Source organism: Enterococcus sp. AZ048 (assembly GCF_051715125.1).
GTDB lineage: Bacteria > Bacillota > Bacilli > Lactobacillales > Enterococcaceae > Enterococcus_A > Enterococcus_A gilvus.
Genome location: NZ_JBIOTD010000001.1, coordinates 2,333,058 through 2,351,458, shown reverse-complemented (window position 1 = coordinate 2,351,458; position 18,401 = coordinate 2,333,058). Strand labels below are relative to the sequence as shown.

The following is an 18,401-nucleotide window of genomic DNA, read 5'->3' as shown; positions in this document are numbered from 1 at the left end:
TACTCAGATGAATAAATATAAGAAATTACTTTATAATTCAGGGGTTTTTGCTATTGGAAATTTTGGTAGTAAACTAATAACGTTCTTACTAGTCCCTTTATATACATATACGTTAACAAAAGTTGAATATGGAGAGAGTGATTACTATTTAACATTAGTACAATTATTCTTACCAATTGCTTCTTTATCAATTTCACAAGCAGTCATTAGGTATACACTAGATAAAAATGAGGAAAAAAGCTCGATATTCATAAATAGTATACTAATCTCCGTTAGTACAGGATTACTGCTCACCCTAATCCTTATTATTTTAAAAACAGTAGGAGCAATAGAATGGCCTGTATTTTTAATTTCAATAATAGTTTTATCTCAAATGATACAACAAATATTAGCCCAATTTGTTAGAGGAATAAATCAGATAAAATCTTTCGCGATTTCAAGTATTATATATACTTTTGGAATTTGTATTTCAAACATATTTTTATTGGTGATTCTTCATCAAGGGATTGTTGGATTTTTAATTTCTCAAATTGTCGGTCCTTTCTTTAGTTCTGTCTACCTAATTTTTAGCCAGAAACTATGGAAATATGCTAAAGTATCTTCTATTAGTTGCAGCTATTCGTTTAAGTTAGTGAAATATTCTGCACCTCTTGTTCCAAACATGATTTCTTGGTGGTTGATCAATGGAGCAAATAGAATATTTATAATGATATTTCTTGGAGTAGGGGCAAACGGTTTGTTTGCTGTAGCAACAAAACTGCCAGGTATGATTAATTTATTAACTTCAATATTTCAGCAAGCTTGGTTTATGTCATCAGTTGAGGAAAATGACTCGAAAGATAAAGAAGAATTCTATTCAACAGTCTTTTCGTGCTATTTTAGTATTCTCTTTATTGCTTTATCAACATTTTTAGTAATTTTAAAATGGATTATGCATTTTATGGTGGAAAAATCTTATTTTGAGGCATGGCAGTACATGCCGTTATTGCTAATTGCTGCTGTTTACGGAGCATTAAACATTTTTTTTAGTCAAATCTATATGGTTGCCGATAAAACAATGGGAAACTTTAAAACTTCAAGTATTTCAGCCATGATTAGTTTGATACTGAATATTTTTCTTATCCCAGCCTTTGGACTGTACGGTGCTGCTACCACTCAAGCATTGAGTTGGATAATTATGACGACTTATCGTTATTTTGATACAAAAAAAATTCTTTGTTTTGCAATAAACAAAAAATATGTAATGCAGATGCACTTTGTTGTTATTGTTCAGGTTATAACATTATATATTGATTTGGATAATTTTGAAAATATAATACAAATATTTTTTTTAGTAATCGGATTATTAATAAGTAAAAAACAATTAAAGGGGATTTTCCTGATTTAAAACAAAAATTAACACAATTTGATAAGGTAGTAATAAGGGGAATACTTGCTGAAATTGAGTTAAATTATATAGGGGTGATAAAAATGAAAAGAGTCATAACGTACGGAACTTTTGATTTATTGCACTATGGTCATATTAATTTGCTACGTCGTGCCAAAGAACATGGAGACTATTTAATTGTTGCTTTGTCTTCTGATGAGTTTAACTGGAATAAAAAAAAGAAGAAGTGCTACTTTTCTTATGAGAAAAGAAAACAGTTATTAGAAGCAATTCGATATGTAGATTTAGTTATTTCTGAAGATTGTTGGGAACAAAAAACTTTTGATATACAAAAGTATCATGTTGACACTTTTATAATGGGAGATGATTGGAAAGGAAAATTTAATTTTATTGCAGAAGAAACTGACGCAGAAGTGATTTATCTGGCTCGAACACCTGAAGTGTCTTCTTCCCAAATAAAAGAGGACTTAAAAATTTTGTAGTTGTTTGTTAGATTATTTTGATGTATAAAGTCTAAAAAAATGTATAATATTTTTAGGTATAAAAAGCTACAATTAATTCTTATCAAAACGTATTTTTATGAGGAAAAAATTTTTAAAAAGTGAGTTGATTAAATGTCTGATAAGAAAAAGCGAAGGCGTCAAGGGGTAAAGCGTACGAGTAAAGCGAAGAAGGTTTTCTTGACCTTGTTAGGGATTCTTGTAGCGATCGTGGTTGTGATTGTTGGTGTGGGTGCGAAGATGTATTATGATGTGAAGTCGACGGCGGATGATACGTTTGAGACCGTGAAACGTAATGGGTCGGAGCAGCGTCAGGTAAATTTGTCTGAGCAAGATCCTTTTAGTGTCTTGCTTTTAGGAGTGGACACGGGAGCGCTTGGCCGGACGGAGCAGGGGCGCTCGGATACGATGATGGTGGCGACTGTCAATCCATCGACGAATGAGTCGGTGCTTGTGAGTTTGCCTCGGGACACGTATGCGGAGATCGTCGGGCATAATACGCAGGATAAGATCAATCATGCGTATGCGTTTGGCGGCGCGGCGATGTCGATGGACACGGTGGAGAAATTATTGGATATTCCGATCAACCACTATATTACTATTAATATGGAAGGAATCGAGTCGTTGGTCGATGCGGTCGGCGGGATCGAGGTCAATAATCCCTTTGAGTTTACGTATGAGGGGACGACATTTCCTAAGGGGAAGCAAAAGCTTGATGGGGAGCTGGCGTTGAAGTATTCTCGGATGCGGTATGATGATCCTGAAGGGGATTATGGTCGTCAGGCACGGCAGCGTCAGATTATTTCTGGGATCGCGAATCAGGTTTTGAGTACGACGGGATTGACGAATTATCAATCGATTCTGACTACGATGGGTGAGAACGTGAAGACGGATTTGAGCTTTACGGATATGCGGACGTTGATGGGGGATTATCGGGCAGCGTTTGGCAACATTAAATCGGATCAGATGAAGGGGACCGGCTTCATGCAGGATGGGGTCTCTTATCAGCGTGTAGATCCAGCGGAATTGAAACGTGTACAGGATGAATTGAAGACACAATTGAAATAAACGCAACTAGAAGATCCGAGGAGGACATGAATCATGTTCTCTTTCGGATCTTTTTCTCATTTTTATCGGAAGTGGGTGGAAAGGTGATTAACAGGCGAAAAAATTATTTTTTAATCACTATTTGCTTAAATGTACAGAATCAGCTACGATTGGAAACTTATTTATTTGGTAATCTGGCAATTGAGCGTCTTCAAATAAATTAATAGTAATATTCAATTAATGTTGTAAAAATTATATTTTAATAGGGATTTTTTTCTTTTAAAAATAAAATATAAAAGTTATTGTTTTTATAAATGATAAAAAGTATACTAGAATCATCGGAAATGTTACTTTCGATGATTTTTTGTTTGTCATTTTTCAGTAAAGGAGGTATGTAGATGAAGAAAATTGTAAGTGGGTTCATTGCACTCATTGCAGTGATTTTGTTTGTTGGGCCGAGTGCTCATGCAGACGGTGCGATTACTGCGGATGAGCAAAGAATTTTGTCGGAACTAGACCAAGGTGTGACGATTGGTGGGAAGTCTTTTACTGTTCGAGACTTTGAACGTGCGCATGCAGAAAACTATTTGAAACAAAATGAGCTTTCTGCTGAGCAAGTGAACACAGTCGTTGCTCAGATCCAAAGTGCACGCGCGATCATAGCGTCTTCTGGTGTTGATGTTTCTACTATTAACTCTGTTGAACAATTGATCAAAGCATTGCCGTTGAACGTCAAAAATCAGTTAAAAGACGTGATTACTAAGGCGGCAAATAAACTTGGATTGACCGTGACGTTCTATCCAGGCGGCTACACGATCACTGGGAACAATGTCGGGTCAGCAACTGGTTCGACTGGGAAACCAGCGACGAGCACAGTGTACACATCTGGCGGGGCTGTGAAACAAACAGGCGCGACGTATGTGACTAGTGCGGTTTCCTTCGCAAGTTTACTACTCGTTGCAGCAGGTGCATTCGTAGTGGGACGTAAAAAATTTGCTTAGGTCTTCAAGATGGAAGCGGGTTGGAGTGACATTCGTCGCTCCAATCGTCTTTCTGATTTTCGGCTATTCTTTGATCTATGTAATAGGAAAACCTGTCATACAATTTGTGACGTCTTCTATCCAATTGTTCTTATTAACAGATACCCCCAATTTTGAGGCCACAGAACAGTCATTTACGGCTGTGAATAATAAAAAAATCGTGATGAACGCGAAAAACGAGTTGTCGTCGAGCAAGATCGATTATCCGGTGGGCGGGCAGTTATATGGCAAAGTGAAGATAGAGCGTCTGCAATTGAATGTTCCTTTATATTTTGGAGATACCGAAGAAATTTTGCGTGAAGGAGCGGGGCAGTTTATGGGCTCCGTTTATCCTGGCGAGGTGGGCACTACCTTGATCGGCGGTCATAATGTCGATGATTTTGGGAAATTGGGTGCGGCACAGGTCGGCGATGAGATCACGCTTCAAACAACGTATGGAAATTATACGTACCGCATCAATCAGCTTGATGTGCGGAATAAAAAAGACAAAGTCATTGATGAGATGATCTATCAGCGAGAGGATCGGCGTCTGATTCTTTATACGTGCTATCCGATCGACAGTCTGGGATTGACGGATGACCGGTTGTTTGCGATCGGGGAATTTGTTTCGGGACCTAAGATCGATGGCGAGGACTAAGGATAGACTACGGCAACTGTGAGGAGGGAAGGCTAGTAATGACTCATTTAAAACGAAATATTCCCCGATGGCTGTTGGCCTTTATCGGGTCTTTGCTCCTATTTGCATCGCTTGCGTTGGTTTGTATTCGCATGACTTTGTTCAATCAGAATTTTATGATCCAGCAGGTTCGTCGCACGGGTTATGTGGAGACGATTCGCAAGGACATGACGGAAAGCATCCAGGATCTTGGGCGGGGGAGCAATATTCCGCCGGAGGTTTTGTCGGATGTGGTACCGAAGAAAGTCGTTTCTGCCAATGTAGAGAATTACATTCGCAGCATCTACCAAGAGGTTCCTTTTGAGATCCAGGGGGAGGCGCAGATCAAAAAGAATATTTTGAACAACGTGCAGCAGTACGCGCAGCAGAAAAATATTCCGATCGATGAGACGACGCAAAAGAATGTGACGCATTTGGCGGATAGGGCAACGGAGAATTATGCGGCCTTTATCGAGATCCCGTATCTGCTGCAATACGGCAGAAAAGTCATGGGGTTCCGTTCATCGTTGACGCTCATTTCTGTCTTAGTGACAGTTGCGTTTTTATTGTTGCTGACGGGGTTGTTGCTGATGGTGAAAATGAAGCATCGGCGGATTCGCTGGAGCAGTATCGTCTTTTTTGGCGCAGGGCTGATGTTGATCGTGCTGCCGATGGCGATTTATTTCAGCGGTGTGATCGATCGTTTAGGGATCGCATCGGAAGGGTTGTACAAATTTGTGACAACGTATGTGACTGCGTTTGATCTGAGTTTTGTGTTTGTTGGGCTGGCATCCACTGTTCTGGCGATCTTGCTTGTTTTGATCAGTGAAGGGATTCGCCAAAAGAAATTGTTTAAGGCGCAATAGTGGAGGGGAAAAGATGGAAGAGACAATCAGCGTAGTAGAATTATTTCAAATTTTGAAAAAGAAAGCACTGTTGATCATTATGATGACGATCACGGGGATCGGTTTGGCGGCTGGCGTCACCTTTTTCCTGATCACTCCGATCTATGATTCGGCGGCGCAATTAATCGTCCAAAATAAGCAGGCAGAAGGGGCCAATATCAACCTGCAAAACGACATCAACGGCAACGTGCTGCTGATCAATACATACAAAGACATGATCAAGGGCGACATCGTTATCGATGCCGTCCAAAAGGAATTGCAGAATGAGTATCAGTATACTTACAGCAATAACGAGCTGAAAAAAATCATCGAGGTGGAGCAGGCGCAGAATTCGCAAATGTTCCGCATTATCGCGACCTCGCCAGAGCCGCGTAAGGCTGCTCGGATCGCGAATGTGACCGCGGCGACCTTCCAAAAAAAGGCCGAGGGTGTGTTGGAGGTCAGTAAAGTGACGGTCACATCGAAGGGCGTCGTCCCCTCAAAGGCGATCTTTCCAAACAATCAATTGAATTTACTAATCGGGGCGGTCATTGGCATGATGCTGGGTGTCGGGTTGGCCTTCTTGATCGAGCTTTTGGACAAAACCGTCAAGGATGAGCGCTTCATCGATGAGTCGTTGGGGCTGCCGATTCTTGGGCAAGTGTCCCAGATCAGCAAAAAGGATCTAGTGGTAAACCGCGGCGTGATCGTGAAGACGCAAGAAGAGGTCAATCGTCCAATCAGCAATCGCACAGTGACGTCACGTAAGCGGAAACGAGTTTAGCATCTTGGCAAGAAAAAATTCAGGACAGTAGGAGAAGACGGTAAATGGCGAAAAAGAAACAGACAGTTGCACCCGTTGATTTGATCGCAGCGATCAATCCTTTTTCCACAACGGCGGAACAATATCGAAAAATTCGGACCAATATCGAATTTTCTTCAGCAGATAAAAAAATAAAATCCTTGGTGATCACTTCTTCTGGACCTTCAGAAGGAAAATCGACCACCGCGGCGAATCTGGCGATCGTTTTTGCCAACACAGGCAGTCGTGTGTTGCTGGTGGATGCGGATCTGAGAAAACCCAGTGTCGCCTTGAGCTTTAAGATTCCGAATGTGAATGGGTTAAGCAATTATTTGACAGAAGGGAATTCAGTAAGCGGGAGCTTCACTAGCGAGAGCGTGTACATGACGCAAGGGAGTTCAGCAATCGACAATCGACTGATTGAAACGAACACTGAAAATCTGTACCTCATGCCTAGTGGACCGACACCTCCCAATCCTTCCGAGCTTTTACGTTCGCAGCGGATGCAGGAGCTGGTCAAAATATTAGAAGACTCATTTGATTTAGTGATTTTTGATATGCCGCCAGTCGTTACAGTGACGGACGCGCAAATTTTATCTGCCTATGTGGATGGGACGATTTTAGTGATTCGCGAACGTGCGACAAAAAAACAAGCGATTATTGAAGCGAAGAAATTGCTGGATATGGTCCAGGCGAAGATCATCGGTGTGATCTATAACGGGAAAAAACAAGGCGAAGATTCGTATTATTATTACGGAACGGAAGGAAGCAAGTGAGTAGCGCATGATTGATTTGCATAGTCATATTTTGCCAGGGGTAGATGATGGCGCGGAAAACTTAGAAGAAAGTCTGAAAATGGTTCGCAAAGCAATCAGTCAGGGAATCACTCATTTGATGTGCACGCCCCACCACAATAATGGAAAATACAACAACCCCGCAGAGGAGATCATTCAAAATGTGGCGTTCTTGCAACAGGAGATCGATCGTCGGGGGCTGCGATTGACGTTATTAGAGGGGCAAGAAGTTCGGCTAACGGAGTATTTGCTGATGAAAATCAAAAAAGGCGAGCTGCTGTTCACGGACTTGAACGATACCTATCTTTTAGTGGAGCTGCCGACGCATGAGGTGCCGATATATACGGAGGAAGTTTTTTATTCGTTGTTGAATCGAGGCCATATTCCAGTCATCGTTCATCCTGAGCGGAATTCGGTGTTTCGTCAGGACCCGAATCGCTTGCTGCCGTTTCTTGAGATGGGGGCGCTGACGCAGTTGACTGCGCCGAGTATCGTGGGGGTATTTGGCAGTGACATCCAGAAGACGGCAAGACAGATGCTGGAGCATCGAATGCTGTATATGGTCGCTTCAGATGCCCACAGTTTGAAAAATAGAAATTTTTTTATGAAAGAAGCGTATAGAGAGATTCAGAAAATCGGCGGGAAACAGATGGTCGGGGACATGCAGCAGATGGCGAAGGACCTAGTGAATGGCGATCCTGTCGTTCGACCCAATTATCAGGCAGTGCGAATGGCGCGGTTCAAGTTGTTTTAAGGATCAGTTTGTTGGAGGAATGAGTAATGAAGGCAGAAAAGTCGCTTTGGGGCAGTGGGCACACAAAGAATGCAGCTTATGACGATCCAGCGTTTTTAGAGCGGACTTGGATCGATAAGAAGAAGCTCAAACGTCAAAAAGGATATGCTTTCGTAAAACGAGCAATGGATCTTTTTTTGAGTTGCTTTGGGCTTGTTTTGATTTCTCCAGTAATGATCTGGGTCGCTTATCGCATACATAAAGAAGAACCGCGAGCATCTGTGATTTTCGCACAGGAGCGTATCGGTAGGAATGGCAGACCCTTCAGGATGTATAAATTCCGTTCGATGTGTGTCAACGCGGAAGAGCAACTAACGGATCTTTTGATCAAAAATGAGGTCAAAGGAGCGATGTTCAAGATCAAGGAAGACCCTAGAGTCACGCCCTTTGGCAAATTTATTCGACGGACCAGCTTAGACGAACTGCCTCAATTGATCAATGTGATCAAGGGGGAAATGAGTTTGATCGGTCCAAGACCGCCGCTGCAAAGAGAGGTCGCGGAATACAGTCAGTATGACAAACAGCGATTGCTAGTGAAGCCGGGTTGTTCGGGAGCATGGCAAGTCTCTGGACGCAGCGACATCCATTTTGAGGAAATGGTAGAATTGGATGTTCACTATATCAATACACGCACGACGCGCGCCGATCTTTTGCTGATCGTCAAGACGCTTAAAGTGATGCTTACCTCAAGGGGCGCGTATTGAGTGAATCAATTGAATCAATCGGATTTTTCTGCCTGCGAGGGTCATGATCGCAGGCAGCTTTTTGTGCCTATGGGATCAGCCATCCGGTTCTTCTGCAGAGTGCTTCGGGTCGTTTTTATTTTGTGAACGGTGGAATAGGCGCACTAAGCTTCTTCTTCGCGGGTTCGTTTTCTTGATTGGTTTTGCTGCCGCCGGTTTGGAAGTATTTGGCTTTTCCGAATCCTTCTGTAAGGATCGGCTCTTTATCGATGGGGCCAAAGCAACCGTTGGCAGGGATGGCCGTTCTTTCGGTCTTATTGAAGGTGTGGGGCTTTTTTCTGAAGCGGCTTCGAGAATTTTCTGCGGCAGTTTTGTTTCTTTTTCCAGAGGAGAATCTTCGTCTGGATCGGTCTCTCTATCGAAAATCGGGGTTTCTTTGATCGTCACCAAAGTTCCTACAACGATAGAATCAAACAGTTTTATGCCGTCTTTTTCAAAAAGATCAAGGCTGGTCAGTAGTTGGCAGGCGTCTTTCATTTCTTGCGGGGTCAGGCTAGTGTCGACTTCTTTGTAGGTCCAGTCGTGTGTGCGGCCGGCACCATCTTTGAAGGTCGTCACTAAATGGGTTGTTTTAGTCATTATTAGGCACATCCTTTCCTTTTATTTTTCTTCCATTTCAAGGTTCATTGGTTTCTTCGGGGCGTATGTGTGACAGTAGAGAGTGGAAAAAGGTCTGGGCTTTTTCAATGTATGTGGTAACGGAGAAGACGCGGACGCGTAATGCCCGCCACTCGGGCGCTAGGAAATAGTCTTGGAAATAGTAGAAAAAGCGTTTCATGGTACGGGTCGCTTTGGTGTTCAAAAAAAGGTAACGGACAAGGTCTTTCAATACGTAGGCGAATTCTTTTGCACCAAGCTGATAGCGAACGCGCAGGGCTAAGATATATTTGATCGTTGTGGTGCTGTTTTGTGTTAATTGGTAATACCAGGTGATGCGGTTTTCTAAGGTGGCTACTTTTAAATGGAAAAGCTGATAGTGGTTGAGGGATAGATCTTGCATCCTCATGTGGATCGCTTCCTTTTCTTTTTAAGAATTGTTCCGGCCGTTGCTTAAAAGGTAAAGGAGCGAGAAAAATTTGGCAAATCGCAAAATGACCGCAGGACCCTCAAAATGACCTGTTTTGGGGTGAAAAACGGCTATTTTGGGCAAAAACCGGTCAAATTGGGGGGAGGGGAAGTCATTTTGCGATTTGAAATGGAAAGCGGATTCTTATATAATAGAAGGTTCGCGATAAAACAAATCGAAGAAAACGAGTGAAGCGAGGCAGCGTTTCTTTAAGCTTTTCTTGGGATACGGCCTTTTTAATGAAGCCGCTGCGAGGTTTCGCTATACTTATTTGTTATAGGATAGGAGGGGATCAGGTGAAGAAGATCATTGCAGGCGTGGTTGCTCTGCTGCTGAGCTACGGGATGGTTTATACCTTGGTCATGCCGACGTTGCAGAATTATCCTCGTTTGGCCCGAATGGCGCAGCGCTTTGAATACACGGATGAGGCACTGTGGCTCTTTATTTTTTTGAGTTTGTGGCTCTTTTATTGGCAATGGGAGCAGAGAAAGCTATGGAGTATCTACCTGTATCTCTTTTATAGCTGCTATTTTTTACTGTTGTTCATCATGCTTTTTACGAAAGCACGAGCCTATCATTCGTTTAATTTGAATCCTTTTGAATTGTATTTGAATGATGGGCAGCAGATCATCGAGCTGTTGCTGAACATCGGGTATTTTATTCCGTTGGGCTGCTTGTATGGCCTTCGCGCCAGCAAAGTGGAGGCGGCGGTCATTGCATTGACGACGATCATCGGGATCGAGACGATCCAATATGTATTCTATATCGGGACCTTCGATATTTGGGATATTTTTTCGAACGCTGTCGGCTGCGGGATCGGGTATTTCTTATGTATAAAATTTAAAGAGAGACTGGCTTAAAAAACAAACGGTTAGGGATTTTCCCTGATCGTTTTTTTGTTGTATTTCTTTAAATACATTCTTTTTGCTATTAAAAATGAAAAAATCAAGAAGAAAGGCGTCAACTAATCGAGAAAACAATTAATAAAATTAAAAAAATTAGGATAGAGAAAGAATTGTTATTTAACAATAAGTAGGATTGATCGTCGATCCTCTCTTTTTTTCTCTCTGTTTTATCATAAATACTATTTAAAATAAAAAAATAGTTTTATATCATTACATATATAGTTATTTTAATACGTGAGGTCTACCTAATTTTCTATAAAAAAGAGACTTATAAGGAACATGCGGTTTCTTTTTTGTTTATTCTATTTCGTTAATATTAATAAAAGATTTGAATTAGCATAGTTTATATATTATAATAATTAAAAAGTAACTTAAATAAATTTATATTAAAAATAAAGCTGTGATTATCCCGTGAGACTATTGGAAATATAAATAGAAAATCATCGGTTATGTACAAGTAAATAAATGAATCTATTAAGTTTGTATTTCTTGAATCAAGATTTCCTTAGTAAATAGGTTCTCTTTTTTATGCAAAAAGTAAACAACGTTATTTTAATTGCTTGTCTTAGTGTTCGTTGGAGAAATTAAAAGGAAAGTAAGGCTTTTGTTCTTACATTGAACTTTTTCAATCATTTGCCTAGCTCATTTTTTCACAAAAAGGTGTCCATTAAACGAAAGGAGGAATACAGATGAAAAAGATAAGCTGTTTTTTTGCTGTGCTTATGCTGCTTTTATCTGTCATTGTCTCCCAATTGATCCCTGTATTTGCTGAAACAGTCCCAGAATCCACTGCGGAAACGACGACGAACTCGTCGCATAAATTGGAGGACACGTTAGAGACATCCGCGGATCGGCTGATTCCTGAAGTAGAGGATTCCAGCAGGGGTAAGGATGAAACATTCGTAGAAGAAACGGCGGATGAATCAGAAGAAACACAAACGACTCCATCAACCAGCGAGACAGAATCCCGTGAACCGGCCAAAGCGGCTGCCCGCCAAGCAAGAGCGAATCTCTCCAATCAAATCGAGGTGCTTGAGTGGCAGATCAGCAACGCGAAAGGGGAAGAAGTCTCCGAAACTGTCGCGGCGGTATCCAATCAAGCCCATGACTTTTCATTCAAAGTCCAACTTGATCAAATGATCAAGGGAGATACGTTTGCCCTCGACATTCCTCAAGTAGGCGGGGCATCTAAGGAAAATGATCATTGGTACATGCAAAGTACAGACTGGATAGAGGTTACAGATGATCAGGAAACGGTCTTTTACCGGTACCGCATCCAGCAAAAGACGGGTACCCACACCCAAGAGATTCAATTTGAAGCGATGGAAACATCGCTGACACCCCTTGAGTTAGAACTGGATTTCCCAGGCATGCTCTCAAACTTTGTGAAAACGGCCGGCGTGTTTCCCGTGACCTTCGGAAAAGACGACAAAAATGATCCCATCACAAAAGCCATCAAATTTGACGTCACTGATTTGAAGGCGTCTAACGGATTCTCGTTTAAGTACAATACGTCCACATCTAAAAACTCGGTAAAATGGGGGATTCGCTTTAATGAAGCGGCAAATATCGAACTTTCAGGAGATGAGGTCGATTACAAAGTCAATGGAGGAAAAGACAATCCATACCAAGGCTTCTATCGCGACAATCCCTTACGGAAACCAGAAAATTGGCACGAATGGGGAAAAAATTATACCGACATTTGGTCGCCAGACATCAGCAGCCAAGGCAATGAAGCGAACTATGGCGGATATATCGAAGACGAATTGCCAGCGGGAGCAGAAGTTACCGAGCTGACGATCGGCGGACTGATCAATTTGCCGATGGGTTTGTCGGCGTCAGACTTGGAGGCGCAAACGGGTGGTATCCCATCAAGTACGATCGCGTATCAATCCTATGTGCTGGCCGATTATGGCAAAGGACCTGTTTACCGAAATGCTGGAGATACGGGGACACTGCGGCCAAAAGCAGAAACGGGATTTACACTGCTGAAGCAAAAGGCGGGAGAAAGCAAGTCGGACTTTAAGAACCGTGTGCAGTCTCAGCCCTATCAATATGGGATCTATCAAGACGGTGCGGGTCGGAAAACAGTGATGCTGCATTTTGGAAACATGAAGCGTGCAGGCAATCAGCAGGAACGGCTGCAGGATCAGACCGATCAGGAATATTCAGGGAAAACCTTTACAGATAAGGACGGGGCAACGCACCAGATTCCGCAATTTGCGGTAGAGGCGGCCTCGGCAACGATCGGTGATCAGCGAAGCGGCTATACCGAAAACGAACGAGACTTGTTGGAGCGCTATTTCACATTAACTTATGGGGAGAGCAATGCGATCGGCGGCTCGATCGCTGCCTACAACATTACCTTGAATGTGCGTTATCCGCCGGAAACAGCGGGAGAAGTCAGCAACAACGCGGATATTTACACCCACAGTGCGTTGACGCTCAATCGAACGACACCGGAACGAATGCCGAAATCCAATCCATCAAAAGCGACGTTGAAAAACCCGAATGCGCATATTCAATTGTCGAAAACAGAAGTGATGCTGCAAAAATTAGACGCAGATTTGTTCGCAGAGAACGGGGATTACATCGGGATCAACGGCGCTGAGTTCAAGCTGCAGAAAAAAGTCGGGACAGCGTGGGAAGACGTTGGAAATCCCGTAAAGAAATTCACGACTGCGGATTATCCGTATAGAGACGAGGAAGGGGACAAGCTCCTTCCCGGTATCATAAAGATCGATGTTGCTGAAATTTTAGGTGTCTCTGGAAGCACATTGAAGGACACCTTTCGTTTTGTTGAAACCAAGGCGCCTGCCGGATTTAGTGAGCGAGATTCGCCAAACTGGAACAACCAGGCCCAAGCGATCGTGTCCGACGAATTCACCCTTGCCTCATCAACGAGTCAAGGCGCTACCGTGGTCGTCTGGAACCGCCACAAGGAAGTCACCTATAAAGTCGAGCATTGGGTACAAAAAGAAGGCTTCGACGGGTCAGACATCAGTCATTTTGAGCGCATCGTTACAGAGGAAAAACCAGGACTGGTCGGAGATAAAGTCTACGGACAGCCGCTGGATTATTTGCAGGTGACGCATTATTACAATGCCAACTTCACCGCACAGCATGGAAAGCCGAATGGCAACGTAACGGACACCGCTGCAGGAGAACCAGAGCTGGTGTTGAAGCTTTACTATACAAAGGATAAAGATGTTCCGTTTACGCTTTATAAATTAGGAATGGATGGTCAGCCGCTGAGAAGGACAGAGACTGCCCATGTGACATTCAAGGTGTATCGTTTCATGTACGTAGAAGGAACTAATCGCGCAACGCATCCGCCTACACCACAAAATATCGCGGCTGATTATTGGCGCCGTGTCGTAGTAAATCCGGATAATTCACTTAAGTCAACAACAGTCAATGACCCGTTGCCTGATCTGGAATTGACTACCGATGAGCTCGGACGGATACGGGATGAGCGATTGGTTTTTAGTACCGCTTTTGGGGCGCAACTGGCGTTGGTCGAGGTTGAAAATACCCATCCAGATTACCAAGTACCTCCTGTTGAGGAGAACTATTGGGTCGTTCAGATCAAAAATCCAAGCGGTTTTGACTGGGTAGAAGGGTATGGGACCAAAAAAACAGGCCGGGTGAAATACAGACCGGAAGGCACCGCCGTTGATTATTGGGCGATCCCGAACCGGTTTGATGTTGAACCAACTATTTATAAGGTAGATGAAAACAATGATCCGATGCCTTCAGACGATGAAAAATCAGTTGAATTCGACGTATATGAGTACATTGGACCAGAAGCTGATCGTCCGGACAAGGTAACGGATGCAAAAAAAGACCATAACAATCCATTAGCAACTGGTTACAAAAATAATTGGAACAAGCTGACCAACTCCCCTTACACGACAAATGCGGAGGGGAAATTGGTTGATGCAGGTGGTGCGCCAATAAATCTGGCACCGGATAAAGTGTACAGTTTTATTGAAAGAAAAACCTATGACGGGTATCAATTGCCGAACAATCATTCCTTTAGTACCAATCGTACGAGTCATTGGTTAGTGAGTCCGTCTGGAAATCTGCAGTCTGGTTTTTCTGGCTATGTCGATTCAAGACCTGCTCAGTGGTTGGATTCCTTTTACGAAAATGCTGCCGGATCTGATGTTCGCCCTGAGGGGATCTATCTGAAAAACAAGAAATTGACGAAGATCCCGATTTTTAAAGTAGATGGAGATCTGAATCCGATCACGCAGCATTCAGCAGACAGTTTCAAATTTGAAACCTTTTTATACCAAGGGTCCAGCGGGTATGAAACGGCTGAACTTGGCACGGGTTCTTGGAAAAAAATCTCAGGAAACACCTTAGCGGATTCTTTCGACAGTTCGGGTTCGGGGCGTCTCTTCACGGAGGATGATTCGTTGGAGACGAAGGTTGGACGGACGGAGGTAGTCAAGGAACAGATCGTTGGTATCCGTGAAGTCAAAGGAATGCATGATTATATGACTCACGATGGGCACTGGGTCGTGAGGCTGGTCTGGGACCCGGTCGCGAAGGTCAACAAGGTAACGAGTATCGAATATTTTGAGAACGGGGAACTGATTACTGGGGCGGATAGCACCATCTATCATGAGCGATTGAATGGCGAGGCGTACCTTAAGAACCAAAAAGTCCCAACGTATGATTTTTCCTTCATTAAAGAAAACGAGCGGCAGCAGCCGTTAGGAAATGTGGCGTTTGCTTTATATAAGGAAAGAAATACAACTGGGAGCGAAGATCCGAATGCTGCGAATACGCGGTGGGATCTGTCAGAGGAGCCGTACCGTGAAGCGGTCAGCAGTTTGGACATCGGCGATTTAGGAAGGGTTACTTTCAAAGCGCTGATCGAAGGCAGCTACCTATTGGTTGAGACCAAAACGGTCGAGGGGTACCACTTGCCGCAGGGCTATTGGATTCTTACGGTCAACGATCAAGGGAAAGTAACGATTCGAGGAAGTACCGATCCACCGCCGCCAGCCTTTTACGAAAGAGACGAGGAGCTGTATTTGCCAAACTACAGAGAGACCATTATGCCAAAAGCAGGAGGGATCGGCCTTCATACGGTGGTGAGTATAGGGATCGTATTACTTGGGTTGTCAGCACTTGTATTTTTGGAGATTTACAAGCGTCAGCTTACAGAAGGAATCAGGTTTGTCTCAGACAAATTGAAAAAATAAAATCACTGAAAGAAAGAAGATGAGAAAAATGAAGAAATTAACGAAATTAATAGCCGCTGTATTAATGGTTTCATCAATAGTATTGGGAGGCTTCAATGCATTCGCGGCACCTGACGCCCCCATCGCTCCCGCGCAAGGGGATTTGACGATCCATAAATATTTACTGACTGACGATGCCGCAGGACCGGCAGGAACCGGGGATGCCAGTGATGCGAACACTGTACCTGACTCAGCCATTCAATTGCAGGGGGTTGAATTTACGGTCTATAAAGTGGGCGCTCCTGCTGAACCGACTCCGAATGCGCCAAAAGTCATTCCTGGCGGAGAGGGATGGACGTATGAGTTAAATACAGTAGATATGAAAGTAACAGCTAAGAAGGGGTCGGAATCCTATGTTTACGCCGTTGGTGCCGGGATTGAAAAAACTACCGCTGTAGATGGCACAGCCAAATGGGAAGACTTAGACAAAGGGCAATACCTAGTCGTTGAATCAGATATTTCAGGAGCTAAAAATCCTGCTGGTGAAGAAGTAACAATCGAAGTGAAAACGCCGAACTTTGTCGTAGCTGTCCCAATGTCGATCAAAAATGACTCAGACGACATCACAGGCTGGAACGATGACGTTCACGTTTTTCCTAAAAACGAAGCTATTGAAGCCGTTAAGGAAGTCGAACAGACCAACGATGTGAGTATCGGGGATATTTTAGATTTTAAAATCACTGCAACGGTACCAGAAAAAATCGACGAATACATCAAGTTCAATATTTCAGATACATTAGATGAAGCGTTGGATCTAGTAGCGGACAGCGTGAAAGTTTACGGAGCGAAAGGGACGCCTTTAGAGGAGACAGAACTTATTAATCCGGGCACTCCAGATGAATATTATACGATCGAACCCATCGATTCAGGTGATCCGGTCGATCCGACACGCGGCTTCAAAGTCGTCTTTACGAAAAATGGCATGAAGCACCTCGCGGAAAATAACTACAAAAAGGTCATCGTCAAATTCCAAGCGAAGATCAATGAAAAAGCGGTCTTCGATTCAGAAACAGATGAACATGGCAACGTCATTCCCAATAAAGGGAGATTGGAATACACGAACGAGGACGACGTAAGCGATGGCAAAGATACTAACGAAACAGAAACGCCTGTCGGTCAAATCGAGCTAGAAAAAGTAGACAAAGACGGAAATGCGATCAAGACAGACACAGCTAAATTCAAAATCAGTAATACCGAGGCAAACGCCAGAGCAGAGCATTTTATCAAAGTGAAAAAAGATGCTGGTGGAAACGTGATCGAAGTAGCATATCCAAATAAAAATGGAGATGGGACTTATGACAAATCGGACCTTACGGGATTCGTTGATTACGAAGTGGAAACAGATATAGCTGATGGAAAAGCGCGCTTTGTCGGGTTGAAGGTGCCGATCGACTACTGGCTAGTGGAAACGAAAGCACCAGACGGCTACAACCTGTTGGGTGATCCGTTCAACGTGAAATTTGAGACGGATGAAGCAGAAAAGAATGCGAAATACGTTTTAGAAAAAGATGTGGTCAACTCAAATGGCTTTAAGCTTCCTGAAACAGGGGGCATGGGCGTGATCGCGTTGGTAGTTGCCGGGATCGTATTGATCGGGCTGGCAATCATGCTTGTTTTACCTAAGAAACGCCATTCATAAAAACCGAGCAGCGAAGGCTATTCTTCGCTGCTGTACATAAAAAAACTGTTGGAAGGACGGGTGGAATGAAACGAATAATAGTCGCTGTTTGTCTTCTTTTAGCAGGCGCTGGCGTTTTGGGGTACCCCGTCGTTAGTAAGTATCTTTCGGATAAAAACAGCAGTTACGTGATGGACAACTATGAAAAAAACGTGGCGAAGCTCGATCAGGCGACCTTGGACAAGGAATGGGAAAAGGCGGTCGCGTTTAACGACTCATTGGCAGGAAATCCTGTGCGTGATCCTTTTGTAAAGGGATCGGGCTATGCGATGCAGTCCAACTACTATGACTTATTGAAGATCGAGGACATGATGGGAACGCTGGAGGTACCAAAGATTCGTGTGAAAATGCCGATCTATCATGGAACGAAATCATCGACCCTGCGAAAGGGGATCGGCCATTTGGAGGGGTCCTCGCTGCCGGTGGGCGGAGGGAATACCCACGCGGTATTGACGGGACACACTGGGGTGACTGCCGGCAAGATGCTGACGGATTTGACGGAGGTGAAGAAGGGGGATCTGTTCTTTCTCACCGTGTTGAATCGGACGCTGGCCTATCAAGTCGATCAGATCCAAGTTGTTTTACCGGAACAGACCGAGGCGCTGAAAATGATCCCCGGGGAAGACCACGTGACACTTTTGACGTGTACACCCTATGGAGTGAACTCCCACCGATTACTGGTGCGGGGCGTGCGCACAACCTATGTGCCCGAGGAAAAGAACGCGATCAAGCCCGTCAAAAGCTCGAAGGAACATCGGAAGATCCTCTTGGCTGCGGCGATCACCGGAACTGTCATGCTGCTTTTGATCGGCATTCGAATCTATTATTTGCGTAAAAAATCTTGAATGG

16 protein-coding genes are annotated in these 18,401 nt (G+C 43.6%); 14 read left to right on the top strand and 2 right to left on the bottom strand.

Translation table 11 applies throughout. The features are described from left to right. The first annotated feature begins 7 nt into the window (after window positions 1-7). The 10 genes from IGI66_RS11560 to IGI66_RS11515 all read left to right on the top strand — a co-directional run bounded on the left by IGI66_RS11560 (window position 8) and on the right by IGI66_RS11515 (window position 8,606). Window positions 8-1,387: an oligosaccharide flippase family protein gene (locus IGI66_RS11560; RefSeq protein ID WP_438849075.1), complete on the top strand. Its 1,380-nt coding sequence runs from the start codon at window positions 8-10 to the stop codon at window positions 1,385-1,387. A gap of 83 nt (window positions 1,388-1,470) precedes the next feature. After that, the gene (gene tagD, locus IGI66_RS11555; protein ID WP_438849073.1) at window positions 1,471-1,869 is read left to right on the top strand and encodes a glycerol-3-phosphate cytidylyltransferase; all 399 of its coding nucleotides are present in this window, start codon (window positions 1,471-1,473) and stop codon (window positions 1,867-1,869) included. A 132-nt stretch (window positions 1,870-2,001) separates the two neighbouring features. Then, entirely contained in the window at window positions 2,002-2,955 is a 954-nt protein-coding gene (locus IGI66_RS11550) for an LCP family glycopolymer transferase (protein WP_438849071.1), read from the top strand. A gap of 377 nt (window positions 2,956-3,332) precedes the next feature. After that, window positions 3,333-3,935: a hypothetical protein gene (locus IGI66_RS11545; RefSeq protein ID WP_438849069.1), complete on the top strand. Its 603-nt coding sequence runs from the start codon at window positions 3,333-3,335 to the stop codon at window positions 3,933-3,935. A gap of 25 nt (window positions 3,936-3,960) precedes the next feature. After that, window positions 3,961-4,611: a class D sortase gene (locus IGI66_RS11540; protein ID WP_010779751.1), complete on the top strand. Its 651-nt coding sequence runs from the start codon at window positions 3,961-3,963 to the stop codon at window positions 4,609-4,611. 38 nt (window positions 4,612-4,649) lie between these two features. Then, window positions 4,650-5,495, top strand: coding sequence for a hypothetical protein (locus tag IGI66_RS11535; protein ID WP_438849067.1), 846 nt, complete (start codon window positions 4,650-4,652; stop codon window positions 5,493-5,495). 13 nt (window positions 5,496-5,508) lie between these two features. Next, on the top strand, window positions 5,509-6,297 hold the full coding sequence (locus IGI66_RS11530; protein ID WP_314578225.1) for a YveK family protein: 789 nt from the start codon (window positions 5,509-5,511) through the stop codon (window positions 6,295-6,297). Window positions 6,298-6,341: 44 nt separating this feature from the next. Beyond that, window positions 6,342-7,091, top strand: a complete 750-nt coding sequence (locus tag IGI66_RS11525) for a CpsD/CapB family tyrosine-protein kinase (RefSeq protein WP_010779754.1) — start codon at window positions 6,342-6,344, stop codon at window positions 7,089-7,091. A gap of 7 nt (window positions 7,092-7,098) precedes the next feature. Further along, complete coding sequence (locus tag IGI66_RS11520; protein WP_010779755.1) at window positions 7,099-7,863, top strand: tyrosine-protein phosphatase; 765 nt, start codon at window positions 7,099-7,101, stop codon at window positions 7,861-7,863. Between the two features lie 26 nt (window positions 7,864-7,889). Continuing rightward, window positions 7,890-8,606 carry a sugar transferase gene (locus IGI66_RS11515; protein ID WP_438849064.1) on the top strand — a complete coding sequence of 239 codons (717 nt, stop codon included), beginning with the start codon at window positions 7,890-7,892 and terminating at the stop codon, window positions 8,604-8,606. Between the two features lie 75 nt (window positions 8,607-8,681). On the opposite strand, the gene IGI66_RS11510 is transcribed toward IGI66_RS11515, so the two are convergent. Together IGI66_RS11510 and IGI66_RS11505 are read right to left on the bottom strand one after the other, a co-directional pair. Then, entirely contained in the window at window positions 8,682-9,224 is a 543-nt protein-coding gene (locus IGI66_RS11510) for a hypothetical protein (protein ID WP_438849062.1), read from the bottom strand. A 37-nt stretch (window positions 9,225-9,261) separates the two neighbouring features. Then, on the bottom strand, window positions 9,262-9,645 hold the full coding sequence (locus IGI66_RS11505; RefSeq protein WP_367378565.1) for a hypothetical protein: 384 nt from the start codon (window positions 9,643-9,645) through the stop codon (window positions 9,262-9,264). 362 nt (window positions 9,646-10,007) lie between these two features. Between IGI66_RS11505 and IGI66_RS11500 the strand changes: the two genes are divergently transcribed. From IGI66_RS11500 to IGI66_RS11485, 4 genes are all read left to right on the top strand, one after another. Continuing rightward, window positions 10,008-10,571, top strand: a complete 564-nt coding sequence (locus IGI66_RS11500; protein WP_438849060.1) for a VanZ family protein — start codon at window positions 10,008-10,010, stop codon at window positions 10,569-10,571. Window positions 10,572-11,305: 734 nt separating this feature from the next. After that, a complete protein-coding gene (locus IGI66_RS11495) occupies window positions 11,306-15,835 on the top strand; it encodes a prealbumin-like fold domain-containing protein (protein WP_438849058.1) in 4,530 nt (1,509 codons plus the stop codon). Window positions 15,836-15,863: 28 nt separating this feature from the next. Further along, window positions 15,864-17,513 carry a SpaH/EbpB family LPXTG-anchored major pilin gene (locus IGI66_RS11490; RefSeq protein WP_438849056.1) on the top strand — a complete coding sequence of 550 codons (1,650 nt, stop codon included), beginning with the start codon at window positions 15,864-15,866 and terminating at the stop codon, window positions 17,511-17,513. Between the two features lie 65 nt (window positions 17,514-17,578). Beyond that, window positions 17,579-18,397 carry a class C sortase gene (locus tag IGI66_RS11485; protein ID WP_431388341.1) on the top strand — a complete coding sequence of 273 codons (819 nt, stop codon included), beginning with the start codon at window positions 17,579-17,581 and terminating at the stop codon, window positions 18,395-18,397. The last annotated feature ends 4 nt before the right edge of the window (window positions 18,398-18,401 follow it).